At 41.8% G+C, this 19,073-nt stretch carries 18 protein-coding genes and 1 pseudogene; 11 read left to right on the top strand and 8 right to left on the bottom strand.

Features of this window, described 5'->3' with window-relative positions; all coding sequences use genetic code 11:
* Nucleotides 1-1,974, bottom strand: coding sequence for a hypothetical protein (locus BT127_RS14680; RefSeq protein WP_075425724.1), 1,974 nt, complete (start codon nt 1,972-1,974; stop codon nt 1-3).
* Nucleotides 1,975-2,277: 303 nt separating this feature from the next.
* On the opposite strand from BT127_RS14680, the gene BT127_RS14675 reads away from it, so the two are divergent.
* The 6 genes from BT127_RS14675 to BT127_RS14650 are packed head-to-tail and all read left to right on the top strand — an operon-like array spanning nt 2,278 to nt 9,848.
* On the top strand, nt 2,278-5,031 hold the full coding sequence (locus tag BT127_RS14675) for a DEAD/DEAH box helicase family protein (RefSeq protein ID WP_075425723.1): 2,754 nt from the start codon (nt 2,278-2,280) through the stop codon (nt 5,029-5,031).
* Between the two features lie 3 nt (nt 5,032-5,034).
* Nucleotides 5,035-6,450 (top strand): type I restriction-modification system subunit M, encoded by a 1,416-nt coding sequence (locus tag BT127_RS14670; RefSeq protein ID WP_075425722.1) that lies wholly within the window; start codon nt 5,035-5,037, stop codon nt 6,448-6,450.
* Nucleotides 6,447-7,859 carry a restriction endonuclease subunit S gene (locus BT127_RS14665; protein WP_075425721.1) on the top strand — a complete coding sequence of 471 codons (1,413 nt, stop codon included), beginning with the start codon at nt 6,447-6,449 and terminating at the stop codon, nt 7,857-7,859. The genes BT127_RS14670 and BT127_RS14665 overlap by 4 nt, the downstream gene beginning before the upstream one ends.
* An 11-nt stretch (nt 7,860-7,870) precedes the next feature.
* Entirely contained in the window at nt 7,871-8,131 is a 261-nt protein-coding gene (locus BT127_RS14660) for an ECs_2282 family putative zinc-binding protein (protein ID WP_075425720.1), read from the top strand.
* On the top strand, nt 8,128-8,634 hold the full coding sequence (locus tag BT127_RS14655; RefSeq protein WP_075425719.1) for a DUF8453 domain-containing protein: 507 nt from the start codon (nt 8,128-8,130) through the stop codon (nt 8,632-8,634). Before BT127_RS14660 ends, BT127_RS14655 begins: the two co-directional genes overlap by 4 nt.
* A gap of 20 nt (nt 8,635-8,654) precedes the next feature.
* On the top strand, nt 8,655-9,848 hold the full coding sequence (locus BT127_RS14650; RefSeq protein WP_075425718.1) for a hypothetical protein: 1,194 nt from the start codon (nt 8,655-8,657) through the stop codon (nt 9,846-9,848).
* A gap of 203 nt (nt 9,849-10,051) precedes the next feature.
* On the opposite strand, the gene BT127_RS14645 is transcribed toward BT127_RS14650, so the two are convergent.
* The 5 genes from BT127_RS14645 to BT127_RS14625 all read right to left on the bottom strand — a co-directional run bounded on the left by BT127_RS14645 (nt 10,052) and on the right by BT127_RS14625 (nt 13,660).
* Nucleotides 10,052-11,362, bottom strand: coding sequence for an SMI1/KNR4 family protein (locus BT127_RS14645; protein ID WP_075425717.1), 1,311 nt, complete (start codon nt 11,360-11,362; stop codon nt 10,052-10,054).
* Between the two features lie 88 nt (nt 11,363-11,450).
* Nucleotides 11,451-12,026, bottom strand: a complete 576-nt coding sequence (locus BT127_RS14640) for a pentapeptide repeat-containing protein (protein WP_139275562.1) — start codon at nt 12,024-12,026, stop codon at nt 11,451-11,453.
* Nucleotides 12,027-12,042: 16 nt separating this feature from the next.
* The gene (locus BT127_RS14635) at nt 12,043-12,501 is read right to left on the bottom strand and encodes a pentapeptide repeat-containing protein (protein ID WP_075425715.1); all 459 of its coding nucleotides are present in this window, start codon (nt 12,499-12,501) and stop codon (nt 12,043-12,045) included.
* A gap of 401 nt (nt 12,502-12,902) precedes the next feature.
* Nucleotides 12,903-13,403: a relaxase/mobilization nuclease domain-containing protein gene (locus BT127_RS14630; RefSeq protein ID WP_075425714.1), complete on the bottom strand. Its 501-nt coding sequence runs from the start codon at nt 13,401-13,403 to the stop codon at nt 12,903-12,905.
* Nucleotides 13,391-13,660 carry a plasmid mobilization protein gene (locus tag BT127_RS14625; protein ID WP_075425713.1) on the bottom strand — a complete coding sequence of 90 codons (270 nt, stop codon included), beginning with the start codon at nt 13,658-13,660 and terminating at the stop codon, nt 13,391-13,393. The genes BT127_RS14630 and BT127_RS14625 overlap by 13 nt, the downstream gene beginning before the upstream one ends.
* A 383-nt stretch (nt 13,661-14,043) precedes the next feature.
* Here BT127_RS14625 and BT127_RS14620 point away from each other — a divergent pair, with 383 nt between their 5' ends.
* The 5 genes from BT127_RS14620 (at nt 14,044) to BT127_RS14600 (ending at nt 17,410) form a co-directional block, all read left to right on the top strand.
* A complete protein-coding gene (locus BT127_RS14620; protein ID WP_075425712.1) occupies nt 14,044-14,328 on the top strand; it encodes a DUF960 domain-containing protein in 285 nt (94 codons plus the stop codon).
* A gap of 51 nt (nt 14,329-14,379) precedes the next feature.
* Entirely contained in the window at nt 14,380-15,492 is a 1,113-nt protein-coding gene (locus BT127_RS14615) for an amidoligase family protein (protein ID WP_318257280.1), read from the top strand.
* A gap of 2 nt (nt 15,493-15,494) precedes the next feature.
* Nucleotides 15,495-15,683 (top strand): hypothetical protein, encoded by a 189-nt coding sequence (locus tag BT127_RS14610; RefSeq protein WP_009987006.1) that lies wholly within the window; start codon nt 15,495-15,497, stop codon nt 15,681-15,683.
* Nucleotides 15,684-15,695: 12 nt separating this feature from the next.
* Nucleotides 15,696-16,673, top strand: a complete 978-nt coding sequence (locus tag BT127_RS14605) for a class II glutamine amidotransferase (protein ID WP_075425710.1) — start codon at nt 15,696-15,698, stop codon at nt 16,671-16,673.
* Between the two features lie 125 nt (nt 16,674-16,798).
* Entirely contained in the window at nt 16,799-17,410 is a 612-nt protein-coding gene (locus BT127_RS14600) for a recombinase family protein (RefSeq protein WP_075425709.1), read from the top strand.
* Here the strand turns inward: BT127_RS14600 and BT127_RS14595 are convergent.
* Nucleotides 17,340-17,834 (bottom strand): hypothetical protein, encoded by a 495-nt coding sequence (locus BT127_RS14595; protein WP_139275560.1) that lies wholly within the window; start codon nt 17,832-17,834, stop codon nt 17,340-17,342. The genes BT127_RS14600 and BT127_RS14595 overlap by 71 nt on opposite strands.
* A gap of 414 nt (nt 17,835-18,248) precedes the next feature.
* A pseudogene (locus BT127_RS14590) lies at nt 18,249-19,073 on the bottom strand (cellulose-binding protein CttA-related protein); the annotation flags it as partial.

Genomic DNA, 19,073 nt, shown 5'->3' with positions numbered 1-19,073 from the left:
TCATATCACCTGCTCAAATTTTACAGTATCCCAACCAATTTTCCTTTTTTTGAAATCAACGACTTTAAAGTTGATAACAAACGGTTGACTGTTTGAGTACTCGCCATTGATTATTTCAACTTTAACTATACTATCTTCATTCCATTTGCAGCGTTTAGCTTTTTTACTTTTAAATATTACCTTAAATTGATCTAAATCATCCTTTGCCTTTTTAGGCCTAATTACTTCGTCAATTTTCCAGTCATCATAGACCGTACTCTTATCACCACTGGATACAGTGACTTTTATCTTAGCACCAGCAGAAACATATGAAACGGGCAGAGTCAATGTTTTTTTATCAAAATCTGCAGCTGCAAATAATTTTGATTCTCTGAAAGAAAACTGATCGCTGACCGGCTTAACTATAAATACTGGTGTACCGTTACCATCCAATATTCCATCAATCTTATCTTTTTCCGTTTTTGGAATATTAAGTTGACCTGCTATTGAAAACAGGAGATCACAGTTTATAGCAAGCGGTTCGTAGATTTCAGGGAGTTCTTTCTTTCTTTTTTCTTTAAGTGATTTATTATATTTCTTTATTTTTTTCTTTTCTGATTTTGTAGCATCATCAGGCACTGGCACTTTTTTTACTTCAGCAATATATTCACTATTGATCAAACTCTGTTTTTCAGTGAGGGCGTTTACATTATTCAGTGTAAGATCATATGCCGAATTAAGATAATCAATATCCTTGGTTCTTGAATAAAGATCCATATAAGTGGTAGCAGCAAAATATCTTAAAGCCCAGTCATCTGTTTCTGTGTTATTGATAATCAAATCAAGGTATTCCTTTGAAATATCAATATATAAATTCTCTGACATAACTTCATCAGCTGCATATATTGCTATAGGGAGCACTCTTGCAAGATTATAATCCTTTCTGAAAATACCTGATTGCAGTTTCTCGTATTCATTAACACTGTTTAGGCATTCCTGATATTGTTCATTGTTATAGTAGCATTGCGCTAATAATAACCAATAGTCGCCGAATGCGTCATATGTAGATTTATTAGATTCCAAAAACTGTATTTGCTGGTGTATGTTGCTATTGTTCTGACATTTTACAAATCTTTCAATATCGTTTTCATTTAATGCTAAATTGCCTGGTAGATTGTTTTCTCTGACTATATCTATCATGTAGGTAAAAGCTCGTTTACGACTATCATGAAGATTGCTAGCTGCTTCATCGTCAAGAATCCAGCCATCTTTAAGGAAGTCCTGTTTTATCTCATTATTATATGATGAATAACTTGCAAAAGAATCAACCGCCATATACAGAATTGCAGCTATTATTTTTTTCTTGCTTCCTGATGTGGTTGCACTCAGTAATGCAACAGGGTCAGGAATTGCCTCTTTAATTGCTTTAGCTTGGTTCTGTTCATATATGTATTGCAAACGTTCTCTCTTTACCGCTATCATTCTATAATTTTCAATTATATCAAGCATATTGACGAGGTGGCTCTCAGTTAATTCGTTTACATTCTCTGGATTAGTGTTATTGATCAGATCTGCATAAACTTCTTCTAAGCACATTCTACTATTTTTTGAGGAATTGATCTCTTGTGAAAGAAGTGCAAGATGATTTAACCATGCAATTGAATTCACTTGTATGTTATTCAGATTGCTAGCCACATCTGTATTAATAGTTGAGGTTGTTTGAGTTGCATTTTCGGTTGTGCTAGAATTCTTGATAGTTGTAACAGAAGATCTTGTAGCCGGAGCGGTTGTTATTAGGCTTTTTGAGGTAACTTCTTGTGTTGAGACTGTAGTTGCTTCTATTGTTGCTGTTCCATTTGAAGTGGGAAATTGTATCGAATTCTCTTTTGAAGATTCATCATTTAAACCACTATTTGTATCCGAATTAGTTCCGCAAGCTGTAAGCATCGAGCTTATCAGCATAAGACAAGTTATATATATAAAGGCTTTTTTCATATACGATACCCCCGTGTATTAATAATCGAATACAAATCTTTCTATATTATGATTTTATTATATCATCATTAGAGAAATCAGTCAATAAGTTACAATGATTATTAAAAAGATTCTGTGTTAAATTGATTTAGTTATAAGACTATGTCTGTTATTTATTTTTGCTATAGGCTTATATAAATATTACGAACAAATCCCTCCAAAGGAGCGTAAAACTAATATAATTTTTGTGAAATCTTCTTGAAAAATGTACAAAAATATGCTATAATAAACTAAATATAGTATCTCACGAAAGGTGGTTTAGTTATGCTCCCAGAAGAAAAAGCTCGCGTTAAAATTGATGATAAGCTCAATAGAGCAGGATGGTATGTAGTTGACAGGGGCGAGTATGTCCCGCAGACTACATCTGCTATCAGAGAAGCACTGACTCAGGGCAATAAGGAGAGCGACTATCTGCTTTTCATAGATAATAAGGCTATAGCTGTTCTGGAAGCTAAAAGAGCGGATAATTCCCTCGGAGAAGATGTTGAGTCACAAGCTGAGAACTATGCCCGTACTCCGCTTTCATGGTACGGTCAATGGGAGAATGGCTTTATCCCGCTGGTATATATGTCAAACGGTGATAAGATATTGTTCAAGAATCTGCTGTCAGGAGAAGACGAGTATACAGAGATCGATACTATGCACACTCCCAAAGAAATGCTTCGCATTATAAAGCGCTCCTCTGAATACGGTGCACTGCCTAAACTGGAGAAACAATCTCTCAGAGATTGCCAGTATAATGCGGAATTGAACTTTGAGAAGTCAATAAAGAACGGCAAGAAAAAGAATCTTGCAGTATTAGCAACCGGATCCGGCAAAACCTACCTTGCCTGTCTCGCAAGCTATCGTCTGCTCAACTATACCTCCACAAAGCGTATACTGTTCCTTGTAGACAGAAATAACCTCGCAAGGCAGACTGAGAGTGAGTTCAGCCAGTTCAATATGACTGAGAACAAAAAAGAGATGAACGCTCTTTACGACATCAAAAGACTCAGACATGAGGGCGATATAAAGGGAGATATCGTTATATCTACCATTCAGAAGTTGTTCGCTATCATGACCGGACAGGCTGTAAGTGATGATAACGAGGACGCTGAGGACGAACGTCTTGCAGAAGCTGCTGAGAAAAAGGATGATACTGTTATTACTCTTGGCGATGACCTTACCATTCCTCCGGATTATTTCCAGTTGATAATAGTAGACGAATGTCATCGCTCGATATATGGCAAATGGAGAGCTGTCCTTGACTATTTCAAGGGTGCTAATATCCTGGGACTTACTGCAACTCCAACAGAAGAGGCATATGCATATTTTGATAAAAATATTGTAGAGAACTATACATATGAACACTCGGTTGTTGACGGCGTTAATGTACCTGCCCGTGTATACCGCATAGTGACAGAGGTAACTGAGCATGGCGGTTCTCTTGATGAAGGTACAACTATTACTGAGAAAGCGCGAAGAACAGGCGCTGACACAACATATAAAGTTGATAATAATAAGGAATATGAAAACAATCTGCTGGACAGGTCTATCGTTAACCGTCAGCAGATCAGGCAAGTCCTTGAAACATTCAAAAATGCTATCTACACCGACCTCTATCCTGAGCGAGAGAAGTCCTGGGAATACGTGCCCAAGACACTTATCTTCGCTAAGAACGATAACCACGCTTCCGAGATTGTAGAGGCTGTAAAGGACGTATTCAAGGGAGAATTCCCCAATAATGAAGTCCCTGAGCATTTCGTTCAGAAGATAACTTACTCCTCTGAGGATTCCAATGCTCTTATCCGTGATCTCAGGAACGAGAAGGATTTCCGTATAGCTGTTACCGTAACTCTTGTAGCTACCGGAACAGACGTAAAGCCTCTTGAAGTAGTCCTGTTCATGAAGGACGTTATGTCCGAGGTGCTGTATACGCAGATGAAGGGACGTGGCTGTCGAGTTATCACTGATGACAAGCTGCGTGAGGTCACTCCCAATGCAGATACCAAGGAATGCTACTACATAGTCGATGCTATCGGCGTTACTGAACATGATAAGGATATTCCGGGGCCGGGCCCCGGACCCGGTCCTGCTATCAGAAAAATCACACTGGAACAGCTTCTCGAAAGGCTGTCTCATAATGAGCTGAGTGATGAGAACCTGCTCACGCTTCGCAACATCTGCGCCATGATAAATCGGCGTTATGAGAATAACATCTTCTTCGGGCATCACCTGCAATACTTCATCGACAACTTCGGCTATTCGCCTAAAGATCTTGCTGTATCAATACAGGAGGCATTTGACAGCGGACAGCTTCCGCCGTTCAACAGTCCTTCCGATGACAACCATATCCGTATGGTGCTTATAGACAGGCTGATCAGCAATATCCCTGCAAGGAAGAAGCTCCTTGAGCTGCGTCAGGGTTACATACTGACTACCGACGAAGATCCCGATACTCTTATTAGTGCAGGCTTCTCCAAGGAGACTGCCAAGACCTATACCGAGAACTTCGAGAAGTACATAAACGACAACAAGGACAGCATCGAGGCTCTCCGTATCATATACAACTCGGAAGATACGCTGATAACACACTCCATGCTTGCAGACCTGCGTGACAGGCTCCTGTCTGAGAGCAGTCATTTCAGTGCTCCGCAGCTGTGGAAGTATTACAGGACGCTTGATCCGTCAAGTGTTGATGAGCTCGATGTGAGGGCTAATGCAAAGGCTCTCACGAACCTGATACAGCTTGTACGGTACGCATACAAGAAGAATCCCAAGCTGACCAGCCTTATGAATGGCTTTGTACAGCGTTTCAACCTGTACTGCGGTCAGACTCAGCGTGACCTTTCCGAAGATCAGACAGATGTTATGCGGCAGATAGCTGAATTCATCGTCAATGACGGTGCTATCACTGCGGCGGAACTCAACGACATAGACGCCGACCTTTGGCGACAGGGCATCCGTGTATTCGGAAAGCCTCAGCTGTTCGGCGAGGAAATTACGGCATTATCAAGAATATTACTAAAGGCGGCTTAATATATGGCAAACCAGAAAACAGAATCGGCACTGCTCAAAAAGGTATGGGACATCGCAAACGTAATGTCCTCGGCAGGTGTTGGATTTACCGACTACATAACCCAGCTCACATATATCCTGTTCCTGAAAATGGACGATGAAAAGGAAGAATTCGGTCTCGGCAGTTCCATTCCCGAGGACTGCAAGTGGAAGGCTCTTATCAAGGAGAACGGCGACGATCTCGTTAAGAAGTATGAGGAGATACTGAAAACTCTCTCCGATGAGAAAGGTCTTATCGGTACTATCTTCACAAGAGCTACAAACAAGATAGACCGTCCCGTTATGCTCAAAAAGGTGCTTGATATGGTATCTGAGGAGAACTGGTACCTTATGGACGGCGACTTCAAGGGCGCTATCTATGAGGGTATCCTCGAAAAGAACGGACAGGACAAGAAGAGCGGAGCAGGTCAGTACTTCACACCGAGAGCACTTATCTCAGCTATCGTGGACGTTGTTGATCCGAAGATAACCGAGACTGTTGCCGATCCCTGCTGCGGTACGGGTGGATTCCTGCTGGCGGCTTATGACCATATGAAGAAGCAGAGCAAGGACTCCGAAAAGCAGAAGTTCCTCAAGAATGATGCTCTTTTCGGTGCGGATAATACCTCTCTCGTTGTGACGTTAGCTTCGATGAACTTGTATCTGCATGATATAGGCACAAAGAAAAGTCCGATAGTATATCAGGACTCCCTGCTTGATACTTCGGACAAGCTTTATGACGTTATCATCACTAATCCGCCTTTCGGCACCCGTCCTCAGGGAAGTGTTGCCATTGACTTTGACGGACGCGGATTTATAGAGACTTCCGATAATCAGGTAAACTTCTTACAGCACATCATGTCTATCGTAAAGACAGGCGGACGTGTTGGCGTTGTTCTGCCTGACAGCGTTCTCACGGACGGAGGCGCTACAAAGAAGGTCCGTGACAAGCTGATGAAGAATTACAACCTGCATACTATCCTGAGACTTCCCACAGGCATATTCTACGCAAACGGCGTAAAGACAAACGTGCTGTTCTTTGAAAAGGGCAAGCCTACGCAGGATATATGGGTATATGACTACCGCACAGATGTAAAGCACACTATGGCTACAAAGCCTATGACAAGGGCTCATCTTGATGAATTTGTGGAGTGCTACTGTGCAGGTCATATACAGGACAGAAAACCTACCTGCACCGAGGAGAATCCGAACGGCAGGTGGAGATGTTTCAGCGCTGAGGAAGTAAGTCAGCGTGAGGACCTGAACTTCAAGTGGATAGACTTTACCGAGGAGGACGAGCGCTCTGTTGACGAGATAATCGGCGATATGCAGGCGCAGGCGGACGTTATCAATGACGCTCTGGCTTCTCTGAGGGAGATACTTGGAGGGATAAGCCTGTGATAGATACAAAAGCACTGAGAAGCCGTATCCTTGACCTTGCCATACAGGGCAAGCTGACAGAGCAGCTTCCGAGCGACGGCACTGCGGAGAAATCATATCAGCAGATACAGGCTGAAAAGCAGGCTCTTATAAAAGAGGGCAAGATAAAAAAGGAAAAGCCTTTGCCCGAAATAGCGGCTGATGAAATACCTTTTGAGATTCCGAGTAATTGGAAATGGGTTCGTTGGGGCGAAATAGTAAATATAGTCTCGGCAAGAAGAGTTCATCAATCGGATTGGAAAAAAGAAGGTATTCCTTTTTACAGAGCAAGAGAAATTGCTAAGTTGGCTGAAGACGGATATGTTGATAACGATTTATTTATTTCCGAAGAACAATATGAAGAGTTTTCAAAATCTGGTATTCCTCATGCAGGCGATTTAATGATTAGCGCTGTAGGTACATTAGGCAAAGCGTACATTGTAAAAGAGGAAGACAAGTTTTATTATAAAGATGCTTCTGTTTTATGTATCGAAAATATTGGAAAAATTGAAGCAGGTTTCTTAATTGCTGTGTTAAAATCTGATTTAATGAAGAAACAGATAGAAAGCAATTCAGGAGGAACAACAGTTGATACTCTTACTATGGTAAGAATGATAAAGTATCTCCTCCCACTCCCACCCCTCGCTGAGCAAAAGCGTATAGTTGAGCGGGTTGAGGAGATATTCCGTTTACTCGATACCATTGACCAGGCACAGGAGAAATACTCCGCAGATTCGCAGATACTCAAAGCCAAACTCATTACCGCAGGCATTCAGGGCAAGCTGACAGAGCAGCTCGACACAGACGGTACTGCCGAGGAACTCTATCAGCAGATACAGGCGGAGAAACAAAAGCTAATCAAGGAAGGCAAGCTCAAAAAGGAAAAGCCCCTGCCGCCTGTCTCACCTGAGGAAGTGCCTTTTGAGATTCCGGAGAATTGGATGTGGGTGAGGTTGGGAGAAGTTTTCACGCTCCAAGCAGGTAAATTTATTTCCGCTGCTCAAATATCAGCTGAACAAGGCTCAGACCATCAATACAAGTGTTTTGGCGGCAATGGAATAAGAGGATATGTCAGCGATTATAACACAAATGGCACACACGCTCTGATAGGCAGACAAGGTGCTTTGTGCGGAAATGTTAACCTTGCTCATGATATTTTTTATGCCACTGAACACGCAGTTGTTGTATATCAGTATTGCGACGTAGATGTTAATTGGATTTTCTATGGATTAACGGAACTGAACTTGAATCAGTATGCTACATCAGTTGCACAACCGGGATTAGCTGTCGGCAAAATTGAAAAAGTCCTAATCCCACTCCCGCCCCTCGCCGAGCAGAAACGCATTGCTGATGTGCTGGAGAGGGCGTTGGGGGCTATAGATAAGGGTTAAGGAGGTTTATTATGAAAGATTACGATAGAAGCGTTAAACTTATTTGCCCTTTATGTGGTAATGACGGGTTCTGTTCTGTAGGAGAAGAATTTGAAGATCTTTTGAATGCACCCGGTACAACAAAAATGCAGTGTGCTGACTGTAAGTCTATATATACCAAGGACGAGATAATTGAAGCTAATTCTTTAATAATTGAAAATGCTAAGGATGAAATGGTTGAAGAAGTAATGAAAGATCTTGACGAACAACTAAAGAAGGCTCTCGGAATATGAATGTAATAAATACTATTGTTGACTTTTTGAAAAACTGGAAAGACGTAATAGAAATAGTAATTACACTACTTACAATACCAATATCAATTATCGCCTATTTTAAGGCTTCTAAAGCAAATAAGTTGCAGAATAAGATAAACGAGATTGAGCTTAAGCTCAAGCAGTATGAACAAGAAAAAATGGAAAAAGAAAAGGAAGAAGCTAATTCTTCCTGTGTTGAAGCAAGGGTTGTTACGATAGGTAAAGGGAAACATCGTATGAAAGTATGGAATTCTGGAAATACTACCGTCTACAATGTTAGTGCGAGATTTGATGGAGATGTTGGTATAGTAATAATGGACAGAGAAAAACAACCTTTTGAAGAGTTGGAGCCTGGCAGTAATTATGAATTAGTCGTAATAACATATGATTTATCTATCCCCAAGTTTAAGATAATTACTGAATGGGAAGATCAAAACGGTGAAAAACACAGTAAAGAACAAATGCGCGATTTGCAATCTTAATTGATATTTCGAGGTGCAATATGCTATCAAAGAAGGAAAGAGAAGTTAATAGTCTGAATACAGCTATTCAAAACTGTCTCTCTCAAAAGGGAGATAGCAGGCGCATTGGTATGCTTATGTCAGGCGCTGATGTTGAACGGAAATCCGAGGAACGTCCTGACTTCATACGCTATGTAGCTCCTGCCAATAAGAACGAGAGAGGTATAGTAGTAGGTATCGAGCATTTCATGGTTGACCACCTCTCCAAGGAAAAGCAGAGTAAAAAGAAGACAAAGTACCAGTCTATGGGACGAATTCATCAGAGCAACACACTCTCATACTTTAATAAATGGCAAGAGAAGGTGCTTAACTCAGAGCATATACCTGATGAAGCGATAACCGGTCTTTGCGATACATTAAGCGCCCACTTCAATAATTCTGCTTACGCTACCATCAAGACTTTCTATTATAGCTTCAAATCTGCTTTAGATACCCATATGGCAAGCATAGACGAATATAAAAGAGCAATCAAGGTTGAAGCTAATAAGAGAAATGCTGATAATAAGCTTATTATTCTCATAGAAGTGCATTCAGCATTTCAGAACCTTTTCTTCCACCACAATAGGAATATTCATTTTGAAAACAGACCTGTCATGCTTGTCCTTGACGAGTTCATTCAACTCCTTGAAAAAGCAGACAAAAGAGTTGACTATTATGTTCTGACCTTCGGAGATACGCTTGATACCAGTACTAAAACAGTTGCTATCAACGCCAAAGATATCCGTGGCTCTCTTAAAAAGCAGCGTGTGCCAATTTATCATTATTGCGGTGCTGATTTATACTTGCCTAAGGATTTGGCCTTTGTTAAGGACTATAACATGGAAATGAAGCATGAAGAACATGGTGAAGAAATAACACTTCAAGCTTTTCCATCAATGAGCACAATGCGTCCGGAATACAAGCTGAAGTTTATATATAGCGCGCTAAGAATGGCCTATATTTACTACGCCAAAAAGGAACCTGTTGTCTTGGATCTGGACGTAGAAAGAATGTTTGAAACGCTATTACCGCTTATCACAGGTTGGCATAAATGTAAAGATGATAAATGGAGTTATGAGCCCGTATGCTTGGTAGCTCCTACGGTAGATTATATCGAAAAAGCTTATGAAGCATTTGATAAAAGATGGCGGATAAGCGAAATACTTAGTCAAGATCTGGCAGCATCACTAGATTAATATAATTCATAAGGCACGTTTTAAATTAAAAAGCGTGTCTTTTTGTTTACATAAACATATGATGAGTACAGTTTATTTCTTGTGTCAAACATGTTTATATATACACCATCTTGTCTCCCCATAACGGGGAGACTCTATGTACACATGAAAACAAAAGCACCTGCCAGTGTGAGCAAGTGCTAAGTTAAATTCAATTAAATGCCTTATATTCTTTCCAGATTACTCTGAATTGTGTTGTCATCTTTGTAGTGCTCCTTCATCCAGCGGAATGCATCCATAACAACGGGTTCTCGCAATTTTGCACTGTTCGCCCCCTGCATTGCGTTGAATGCGACACTGTATACATTGCTGTGCATCAGTTCAGCGATATCTGTCTGATACTGTGCCACATCCGGACATTTACAGATGACATATGCAGCAGTACCACGACAATCATCCGGATTTAAGTCTGATTTTGCATAAGGGATCAGATCCTTTGCACTTTTGCATGAACAGTCTCCCAAAAAGTAAAGTAGGCTTCTCGCACATGGTTTCTCACCGTCGCCTATGATTGCTGGAATCAGTCTTTTGGACATAGCTGGCGAATATAAGATCTCGAGAGCTCTGTAATAATAACGGTCTTTGATCTCATCCGGAATGGATCTGCATATCTGAATGACTCTTTCAGGATGGTCGCTGTAGAATTGTTCATCGAACATGGCAAGTCCGGTTTCTTCATCTGACAAGAGGATCAATCCGATGATGGGAGCGATCAACGTATCATCCGGATCTCTGCGCAAACGCCCAATCGTATCCGAAGATAGTTTTTGAAAGCGTCCAAGTGATGACAATATCTCATTGCGCTCCTTTATCTGGACTTGAGGTTCTAGATCGGCGGCTTTTTCATAGTCGGCAATCAGTTTTTCTTCCGTGTCAAGACGGGTAAAGCCGTACCAAGATATATTGTTTTTCGCAGCAACCTCCTTGAAGAAACCAAGATACCAGTCTTCAAATGTCATGTGCGTGAAGTGCGGCGGATACTCTTCATCCATATTCCAGTCAATGTTGATAATCTTTCCGTTTTCGCTTCCGCCGCACATCAGGATTGTATCATATGTACATCCCTGCGTTCCGATGACAACAGCGTTAGCTACAACCTTCCGCATGATTTCATCATACTGTTCGTCATCATCTATCTTATCAAGACCCAGGATTACCTGTTTCCAGATTTTTGGTGTCAGTGAAGCGGCAAGAAACGTCACATCACTGCCGATATGTTCAGAATAATCGTTTCCAAGCTTGGATAGTGGGTACAGACCATAATATGGACCTGCACCGCTTCCGAGCTCCGTGAGGACACGGACATAGTTCTCAGGCAATTTCAGACCATGTTTCTGCTCAAAAGCACGAACATCCGCCATAGAAGCACGTAAATCAAACTGATACTTGTGTTTTGACGCACCGAACACTTTCAATTCAGGGTCAGCTTCCCTTGCCTTGCTTACCCAGTATTTTACTTCCTCTATGAAATCCATAAGGCATACTCCTTTTAGTACTGATTATAGGAGAATCATAGCATAAAATCGAGAAAAAGTCAATATTACTACTATTTGTCGACAACATCTACGCTCTCAGATAGATGGTATTGTTGTTCTCGAAGGTGCAATCCTTGAACTCAGAACCTTCGCAGCAGAGTTCACTGTTGATGAAGGTGCAGTTTATGAACTTGCAGTTTATCCAGTCCGTATGATTTGCATAAGAATTCATGAAAACACAGTTCTCAAACCTGCAGTTCAGAACGATATTACGGTGATCGTGGTACTCGTTTGTTTCATTAGGATAAGATGGCTTACCATCTATACAGAAGCGGAAGAAACAGACGTTTCTGAAAGTACCGTTCATAATACAGCAGTGTTCAGCAATCATCCTCTCAAACTTCATATCAATGATATTAAAATTGATAAGATCGAACTTTCTGATCTTTGTCATTCTGATATCGCTGTTTGCATATTCCATGATATCACGCCTGAAAAAGGACTCATACATATTTCTGCCGACCCACTCATGTGTCCAGCCTATTCTGTGCTTTTTAGCGTCAGGATAAGAATCATCATAAAGCATATGTGCGTGATTCTTCTGACGGTCAATGTAGCCGTCAATGAGTTTCTGATTCATCATTTCAAATTCCTTTTTATTCATACAAACACCGTTCCTTTCAGCGGTCATAGTTTTCTTCGCAGTCATTGTATTTGCAGTTACTGTGATAAAAACAGTCGTCAATACACTCGTTTCCGCTCCACTTGCATCTGGTGAACTCGCATTCTCTGAATCCATAGCCTTCGCCTGAGCAAGAGATAATATTGCAATCCTCAAATGTGCAGGCTATGAACTTCCCACACTGGCAGTCGATATGGTCAAAGGTGCAGTTTCTAAAAGTGACATTATAAAGGTTGAAGTGTCCAAGCTGAAAACCAGTGAATATCCTATTAAAGAACTCTGCATATTCCAGTGTCAGTCCTTCAATCAGCCGCTTTTTAGGTGGAAGCGGTTGGTAAGGGGATATAATGTTATCCTCGTCATCCAACAAATCTAAGAAGGTGTCATCTCCTTCAAAACCCAAATCACTATCGTCATCAAAATTGAAGTCATCGAAAATCTCATCTTTATCTTTCATATGTATCCTCCTTCTTTACAAGAAACAAGGTTTTCCATGTATGAACGGGTTTGAGCCAGTGGCTCGTCAGCATCTCACGACGCACTATATAACGTCTCCCGACGCGGTTTGTCAAGTTACAGGCAAAACAAAAAAGGTACTGATTTGGACATACTACACCCGTAGATGTAATATACTCAAATCAATACCTTAAATTTTAATATACTTATTCTATCATGGAATGCTGATAAAGTCAAGTACATGGAGAAATAATTATGAGTTAACCAACAGCCGTGTCTCCCCATAACGGGGAGACGATATTTATATCTGTACAGCTGTCGGGATTTATATATACTTTCACTTGTTCTGATTAAAAAAAGCCCATATTATACCAGTAACCGGATCATCTGATTTACAACATATCAGACATCATCAGTTGAATAATATCCGGCAAAATAGTATCTGCAACCTGTACCTGTGATTCGTTCAACTTCATCACAGAATTTGCTGAGATTTTCTTTTGAACTATCATATAGCTTACCATCTACAAAGCTCACAGAGTTTATGATTATGTGTATATGAAATAATGAATCACCACGCTTCTTCTGATGCACTGCCCAGATCAACTGGTATCTGCACTTAAAAACAGTACTTATCAGCACAGCATAAGCCTTGGCTTTCTCATATTTACGCACTTCATCACCGAATGATATAATGAAGTGTATAAGTGGATTCTCCTGAGTCTTGTGGAAGTAGTTCTTAACAAACTGCATCTGTTTATATGTCTTATCCAGATCATAAGGATCCACACCAAAGCCACCTAAATGAAGCTGCTTCTCTTTATCGTGCAAGTAATCCAAAGCGTTGTAAAGATAGTTGCTGTGAAATCCATCCGAACACTTCTTGCATTTTATAAGGACCATATGTCTTCAGCCTCTTTTCTTACTTCGTCGAGGCGCTCAGGAGCAACCTCTTCAACGATTCTGCACACATGGTTTATAATGTTCTGATACTTTACCATTGTTTCAGGAGTGTTTTGATTAGGATGTACAGAACATAGAACCATATAGGAACTTACAGACAGGCCTTTGTCTTTTGCGTTCTGTGCAATAGTTGCAGAATCATTCTGTGTCATCGTTACCGATGTTCGTACATTTCTCTTATCATTTTCAGCTTTCATTGTAAAGCCCTCCATTAAATAAATTTTAGGTGCAAGGAAATCCGGCGCGAAGTATTATCCATATTAGAGATATAATGGTTATCAATACATCATTACATTCAATACAATCAATGTTATCATTGATTCTTCATTCTTGTATTGATTATCATAATATAGATATATTTCTTGCAGGCGTCGCTTCGCTCCTATTATTATAATGTAATACTTTTTCATGTTTATGTAGTATTTTTTATTCAAAATAATTATATATATACTAAAAATCAAATAAAAGGATAATTCAGCATTATCAGAATAAGCATTCTCTCCGATAATTCGGCAATCTGAAATATACATTATTTCAGTGATACCCAAAACGGTAATCAAATTACAAAGGAGAAATGCCTATGACAGAAACAAACCGCTATCTGACCTGTGGAGTTGACAGCACCATTCCACTTGAATTGCAGCTGTTCTTATGGGAGTGCGTTGACAGACTGCCTGAGCCGAAGGACTATTTACAGGTCTTTGAGCTGAAACCTGCAGGTTCAATGCAGTCTATCACTCATATGTCAGAAGAACCTGAATACCGTATGGAGTACCTTATACCGTCAGATACTCCTATAACTGAAAAGCTGTATGTCATTGACGACGGTGATCACAGCACCATGCTGCTTGCAAGTGAATACTGATAACTTACGCCAGCCCTTCGGGGCTGGCATTCTGCATTTATGGAGGAAAAAATGGAAAATACAAACAATGATAATGCCCTTTACTGCTCCCGCTGCGGAGCACTTATAGGCGAAGATGAGGACTATGAAGAAGTAAATGGTCGGATAGTCTGCATGGAATGCTATGAACAGCATACAACTACCTGTGAAAGATGCGGTGAAGTCATATGGACGGATGACAGTTACGGAGACGAGTATACTACACTCTGCTCTAACTGCTATCACAACCACTATACCCGTTGTTCATGCTGTGATGCATTATTGCATGAGGACGACGCTTATCATCTTGATGGCTATGATTACTGCTCTGACTGTTATCATGAGGAAGTTGATAGAAACCGTTCTATCCATGACTACGGGTATAAGCCTGAACCTATCTTCTATGGTGACAGCAAGCGGTATTTCGGCGTAGAGCTTGAGATTGACGGAGCAGGTAAGGACAGCGACAATGCTGATGAGCTTCTTGCTATCGCAAATAAGGATGAGGAGCACATTTATATCAAGGGTGATGGCTCTCTTGACGACGGAATGGAGCTGGTAACGTACCCTATGTCTCTTGACTGTCACAAGGACTTTCAGTGGGATGAGATCATGAAGAAAGCGATTTATCTGGGCTATCGCTCTCATCAGACCTCAACCTGTGGACTCCATGTTCATGTCAACAGAGACTGTCTTGGTGATAACCGTGATGAACAGGATGAAACGATAAGCAGGATTCTGTACTTTGTTGAGCATCACTGGAACGAACTACTTAAGTTCAGCCGCAGAAGTGAGTATGCCATGAACAGATGGGCAAGCAGATACGGCTATGAGAACTCAGCTAGAGCTATACTGGATAAGGCTAAGAAAGGCAACAACGGCAGGTATGCTGCCGTCAACCTTATGAACTACGCAACAATAGAGTTCCGTATGTTCAGAGGTACGCTGAAGCTTAACACATTCCTTGCGACACTGGAACTGGTAAACGCTATCATTGACACTGCTCTCTACTATTCAGAAGAGGGCCTGCACAAGCTGTCATGGTCTGAGTTCGTCAGCAATATAAAGGAACCTGAGCTGATACAGTATCTCAAGGAACGTAAGTTATACATCAACGAAAACATTGATACACAGGAGGAAATGTAAAAATGAAGAATTTTGATATTATAAAGAAGATCCCGAAGTTACCTTTACCGGAAATATATGGTGGAGATGTAAGGATAGTTTTAACACTTGCAACTGTGCTCGCTACAACACATATGGTGAACCGCATTGAAAAAGTTGCAAAAGCGCTTGATAAAATGGATCATCCCGATGCACCTGTCATCTTTAAGTGAGGAGGAATAGATATGTGTTCACTCTTTGGCTGGACTGATTATGCAGGTATTGTTCCGCATAAGATACTGAGAAAGTTTACACAGGCACTGGCTAATGCTGCGGAGGAGAGAGGTACCGATGCAGCAGGTATAAGCTATGTTCGTAACGGAGAAGTAGTGATTTACAAAAGACCGAAGCCTGCACATAAAATCCACTTTAATCCGCCGGAAGGCACTACAGCTGTGATGGGACATACCAGAATGGCAACTCAGGGCGATAAGAAGCTTAACTTTAACAATCATCCCTTTGCAGGCACTGCCGGTTGTACTTCATTTGCTTTCGCCCATAACGGCGTTCTATGGAATGATAAGGAACTTCGCAAGGACAAGCTTATACCTGATACACACATTGAGACTGACAGCTACGCTGCTTGTCAGCTGATAGAGCAGCAGAACAAGCTCGACTTTGACAGTCTGAAGTATATGGCAGAAACGGTCGAGGGCAACTTCACATTCACAGTCCTTGACGACAGTAATAGCTTATACATAATAAAAGGCTCAAATCCGATGTTCCTGCTACACTTCAAGGATATCGGGCTGTATGTATACGCTTCCACTGAAAGTATCATGAAGAATGCTCTCCGCAGGATAGGCTTGTATAAGATCGCCAATGAACAGATCAATACCGACGAGGGGGATATCGTTCGCATTGACAGGAATGGAGATATCACTCGCTCGGAGTTTGAGCCTAAGATATTCCGCTCCAAGTATGGTTCATGGTACGATCTCAACGACTCTTCCTACTATAACATTCACGAAGAGATACTTCTCGCTTACTGTGGCTGCTATGGCGTTGACAGTTCAGATGTAGAACTTTTGCTGGAGTATGGCTACACCTGCGATGAAATCGAGGAGATGCTTATGGATACCAACCTACTCCATGAAGCACTCAGAGACGTGAAGTATATGCTTGGAGAGGATGTGTATGAGAGCTATTGTGGCGCTTTCTAAGTCCACAAAAGTATAGTTTATGGGACATTCAAAAATCGGCTAAAAAAGCGTTCCAAAAAGTGGTGTTTTGACTTTTGAAACGTTCCGAAAGTTGCCACCACTTTTTGGGACAGATTGGAGGTATTATGGACAATCGAACCTATGGCTACGCCCGTGTATCCAGCCGTGAGCAAAACGAAGATAGACAGCTTGAAGCTCTGATTAAGTTTGGAGTACCAGAGCAGAACATTATCATCGATAAAGCCTCAGGTAAAGATACCGAACGTGAAGGATATCAATATCTCAAACGGCAGATACTTCGTAAGGGAGATACGCTTGTTATCAAGGAACTGGACAGGCTTAGCAGAAACAAGGCAGATATAAAGCGAGAACTGGAAGAGTTTAAAGCGGCAGGAGTACGAGTGAAGATACTTGATATACCGACTACACTTACAGACTTCCCACCGGATCAGGCTTGGGTGCTTGAGATGATAAACGCTATCCTCATAGAAGTTCTCGGTGCTATAGCCGAGAACGAGCGTAAGAAGATTCGAGCTCGACAGCGAGAGGGTATCGAAGCTGCTAAAAAGAAAAACGTCCGCTTCGGTCGTCCGTCAAAGCCTTTGCCCGATAATTGGCGTGAGGTACTGGCGGAAGTCCGCTGCGGGAATAAAAAGCCTGTAGATGCTATGCGGGGGCTTGGTGTCTCAAAGTCATGCTACTACAGGCTTTGTAATAAAATGGCTTGCTCAAAATAGGGCAAGCCATTTTTTTACTAAATGGAACTGAAACTATGCTCATTTTTAGTTCACTATCATTAAAATACCCATCAAAGCTTCCGTAATCATGCGCCATATGGTCTCCGAGCTCTTCTTGGGACATATCCTTTATTTTATCAAAAACATCTATATACGACGGCGAATCCTTTCCATAGGTTAAAACACCGCCTATCATAATCGACACGTCAATGACTCCTGAGTCAAGGACATCCTCCTTAATTGCCTCAATTTTAGGCAGTGATGATGAATGGTTCTTGTCAGGGCCGCTCCATTTATTATTTTTCTCAAAAGCCAGGAAATTAAGAGCGTACATATACGCCAGTGCATCCTTGACTATCTCGGGATTATCACGGCTTTTTTCGATTATCTGCTTGGCATTCAAATAGAATTCCTGGTCAGTCATCGGCAAATAGGTGTCCATTTCCTGCTTTTAGCTTTCAAAGCTGTCGAATGTCTTGACGTCAAAGTCACTGTGGAAATCATCTTGGTTGACGTTTTTGTAATTAGGCATATAAGTCCCTCCAGTTTTAGGTTGATGCAGGTCAAATGCGTATAATTTCGGTGCAGAAGCTCCGAAAAACGAGCATTATTACTGTCACGGATGATATGTCCGAAGCATTTTTAATATCCTTCAAACTCCTTAAAAAACACCCTGCGAAAGTTGTTATGGGTTCAAGTCCGAATCGTTTTTGGGAAACTGCACTAAAACAGGCAGATATAAAGTGCAATCATACAATTTTGCTGATGCGGCTGCTGACAAAAAAGCAGTCTGATACCTCACGTGGAGATATCAGACTGCCCATGCCGTCAGTACGCATCATACATCGGCTGTGCTGTTACTTTTTTTATGGAGTATCCTGTCCCAAGTATCCTTTGCGCTGAACTCCTCGACCGAGGTAGTGGAGGCTGTGCTGTAGAATACCAGAATGAGCGAACCGTCGGTCGAATCGATCTTTCTGCTCTCCTTGGCAGCACACCAGTTGTTCTCATCTAAAACATCCTTGTCGACGTCGGCGAGCATTGCCGCAAGCTCATCAAGCTTCGGGTCGCTGTCGGCAATCTTGCTGCTCTCGGGTGAGAATCGCGTGGACTTCGGGTCTGCGCCTGTGGACATCCTTGCATAGTAGATGAGGACCGTGGTGGCATCTATCGAATCCACCTTGTTATCGAGGTTCGCGTCGCCCTTAACGCCGATATATGCATTGAAGCGGAGCGGCTCGCCGTCCTCGCCGTATACCTGCACGCCGTCGTAGAATACGTTAACGGAGTAGGTGAAGTTGGTCTGCTCGGCTCTGTATACATCCTGCGGATTGTCCTTTCCCTTGACAACATCGCTGAACGTGTACAGTGACTTGTCTATCGTCAGATCGACCATTTCGCCCTTGGCATTTTCGCCTGTAAGCTTGGTTATGCCGTCGGCGTGACCCGTGCTGAACTTGTTCGTGTCGTGGTTGAAGTAGAAGCCGTCCGCGACTGTGCCGCTGGCGTGTATCTTCACGAATTTGCCGTCGTTTGTATCTGCTGTTGTAGTGGAGCCGCCGCCGTCGTCAGTGGTGCTTGCCGCAGTTGTAGACTTGTTTCCGCCGTCGTCGGTGGTGCTGACCGCAGTTGTAGACTTGTTTCCGCCGTCATCAGTGGTGCT

It is taken from the genome of Ruminococcus sp. XPD3002 (assembly GCA_900119535.1).
Taxonomy (GTDB): Bacteria; Bacillota; Clostridia; order Oscillospirales; family Ruminococcaceae; genus Ruminococcus; species Ruminococcus flavefaciens_H.
Note: the sequence above shows the minus strand (reverse complement) of the source record. Positions and strands in the feature narration are given on the sequence as shown.

Coding starts and splice junctions, on each gene's coding strand:
- BT127_RS14680 (WP_075425724.1), bottom strand. CDS start 1,974: ATGAAAAAAGCCTTTATATATATAACTTGTCTTATGCTGATAAGCTCG.
- BT127_RS14675 (WP_075425723.1), top strand. CDS start 2,278: ATGCTCCCAGAAGAAAAAGCTCGCGTTAAAATTGATGATAAGCTCAAT.
- BT127_RS14670 (WP_075425722.1), top strand. CDS start 5,035: ATGGCAAACCAGAAAACAGAATCGGCACTGCTCAAAAAGGTATGGGAC.
- BT127_RS14660 (WP_075425720.1), top strand. CDS start 7,871: ATGAAAGATTACGATAGAAGCGTTAAACTTATTTGCCCTTTATGTGGT.
- BT127_RS14655 (WP_075425719.1), top strand. CDS start 8,128: ATGAATGTAATAAATACTATTGTTGACTTTTTGAAAAACTGGAAAGAC.
- BT127_RS14650 (WP_075425718.1), top strand. CDS start 8,655: ATGCTATCAAAGAAGGAAAGAGAAGTTAATAGTCTGAATACAGCTATT.
- BT127_RS14645 (WP_075425717.1), bottom strand. CDS start 11,362: ATGGATTTCATAGAGGAAGTAAAATACTGGGTAAGCAAGGCAAGGGAA.
- BT127_RS14640 (WP_139275562.1), bottom strand. CDS start 12,026: ATGAATAAAAAGGAATTTGAAATGATGAATCAGAAACTCATTGACGGC.
- BT127_RS14635 (WP_075425715.1), bottom strand. CDS start 12,501: ATGAAAGATAAAGATGAGATTTTCGATGACTTCAATTTTGATGACGAT.
- BT127_RS14630 (WP_075425714.1), bottom strand. CDS start 13,403: ATGGTCCTTATAAAATGCAAGAAGTGTTCGGATGGATTTCACAGCAAC.
- BT127_RS14625 (WP_075425713.1), bottom strand. CDS start 13,660: ATGAAAGCTGAAAATGATAAGAGAAATGTACGAACATCGGTAACGATG.
- BT127_RS14620 (WP_075425712.1), top strand. CDS start 14,044: ATGACAGAAACAAACCGCTATCTGACCTGTGGAGTTGACAGCACCATT.
- BT127_RS14615 (WP_318257280.1), top strand. CDS start 14,380: ATGGAAAATACAAACAATGATAATGCCCTTTACTGCTCCCGCTGCGGA.
- BT127_RS14610 (WP_009987006.1), top strand. CDS start 15,495: ATGAAGAATTTTGATATTATAAAGAAGATCCCGAAGTTACCTTTACCG.
- BT127_RS14605 (WP_075425710.1), top strand. CDS start 15,696: ATGTGTTCACTCTTTGGCTGGACTGATTATGCAGGTATTGTTCCGCAT.
- BT127_RS14600 (WP_075425709.1), top strand. CDS start 16,799: ATGGACAATCGAACCTATGGCTACGCCCGTGTATCCAGCCGTGAGCAA.
- BT127_RS14595 (WP_139275560.1), bottom strand. CDS start 17,834: ATGACTGACCAGGAATTCTATTTGAATGCCAAGCAGATAATCGAAAAA.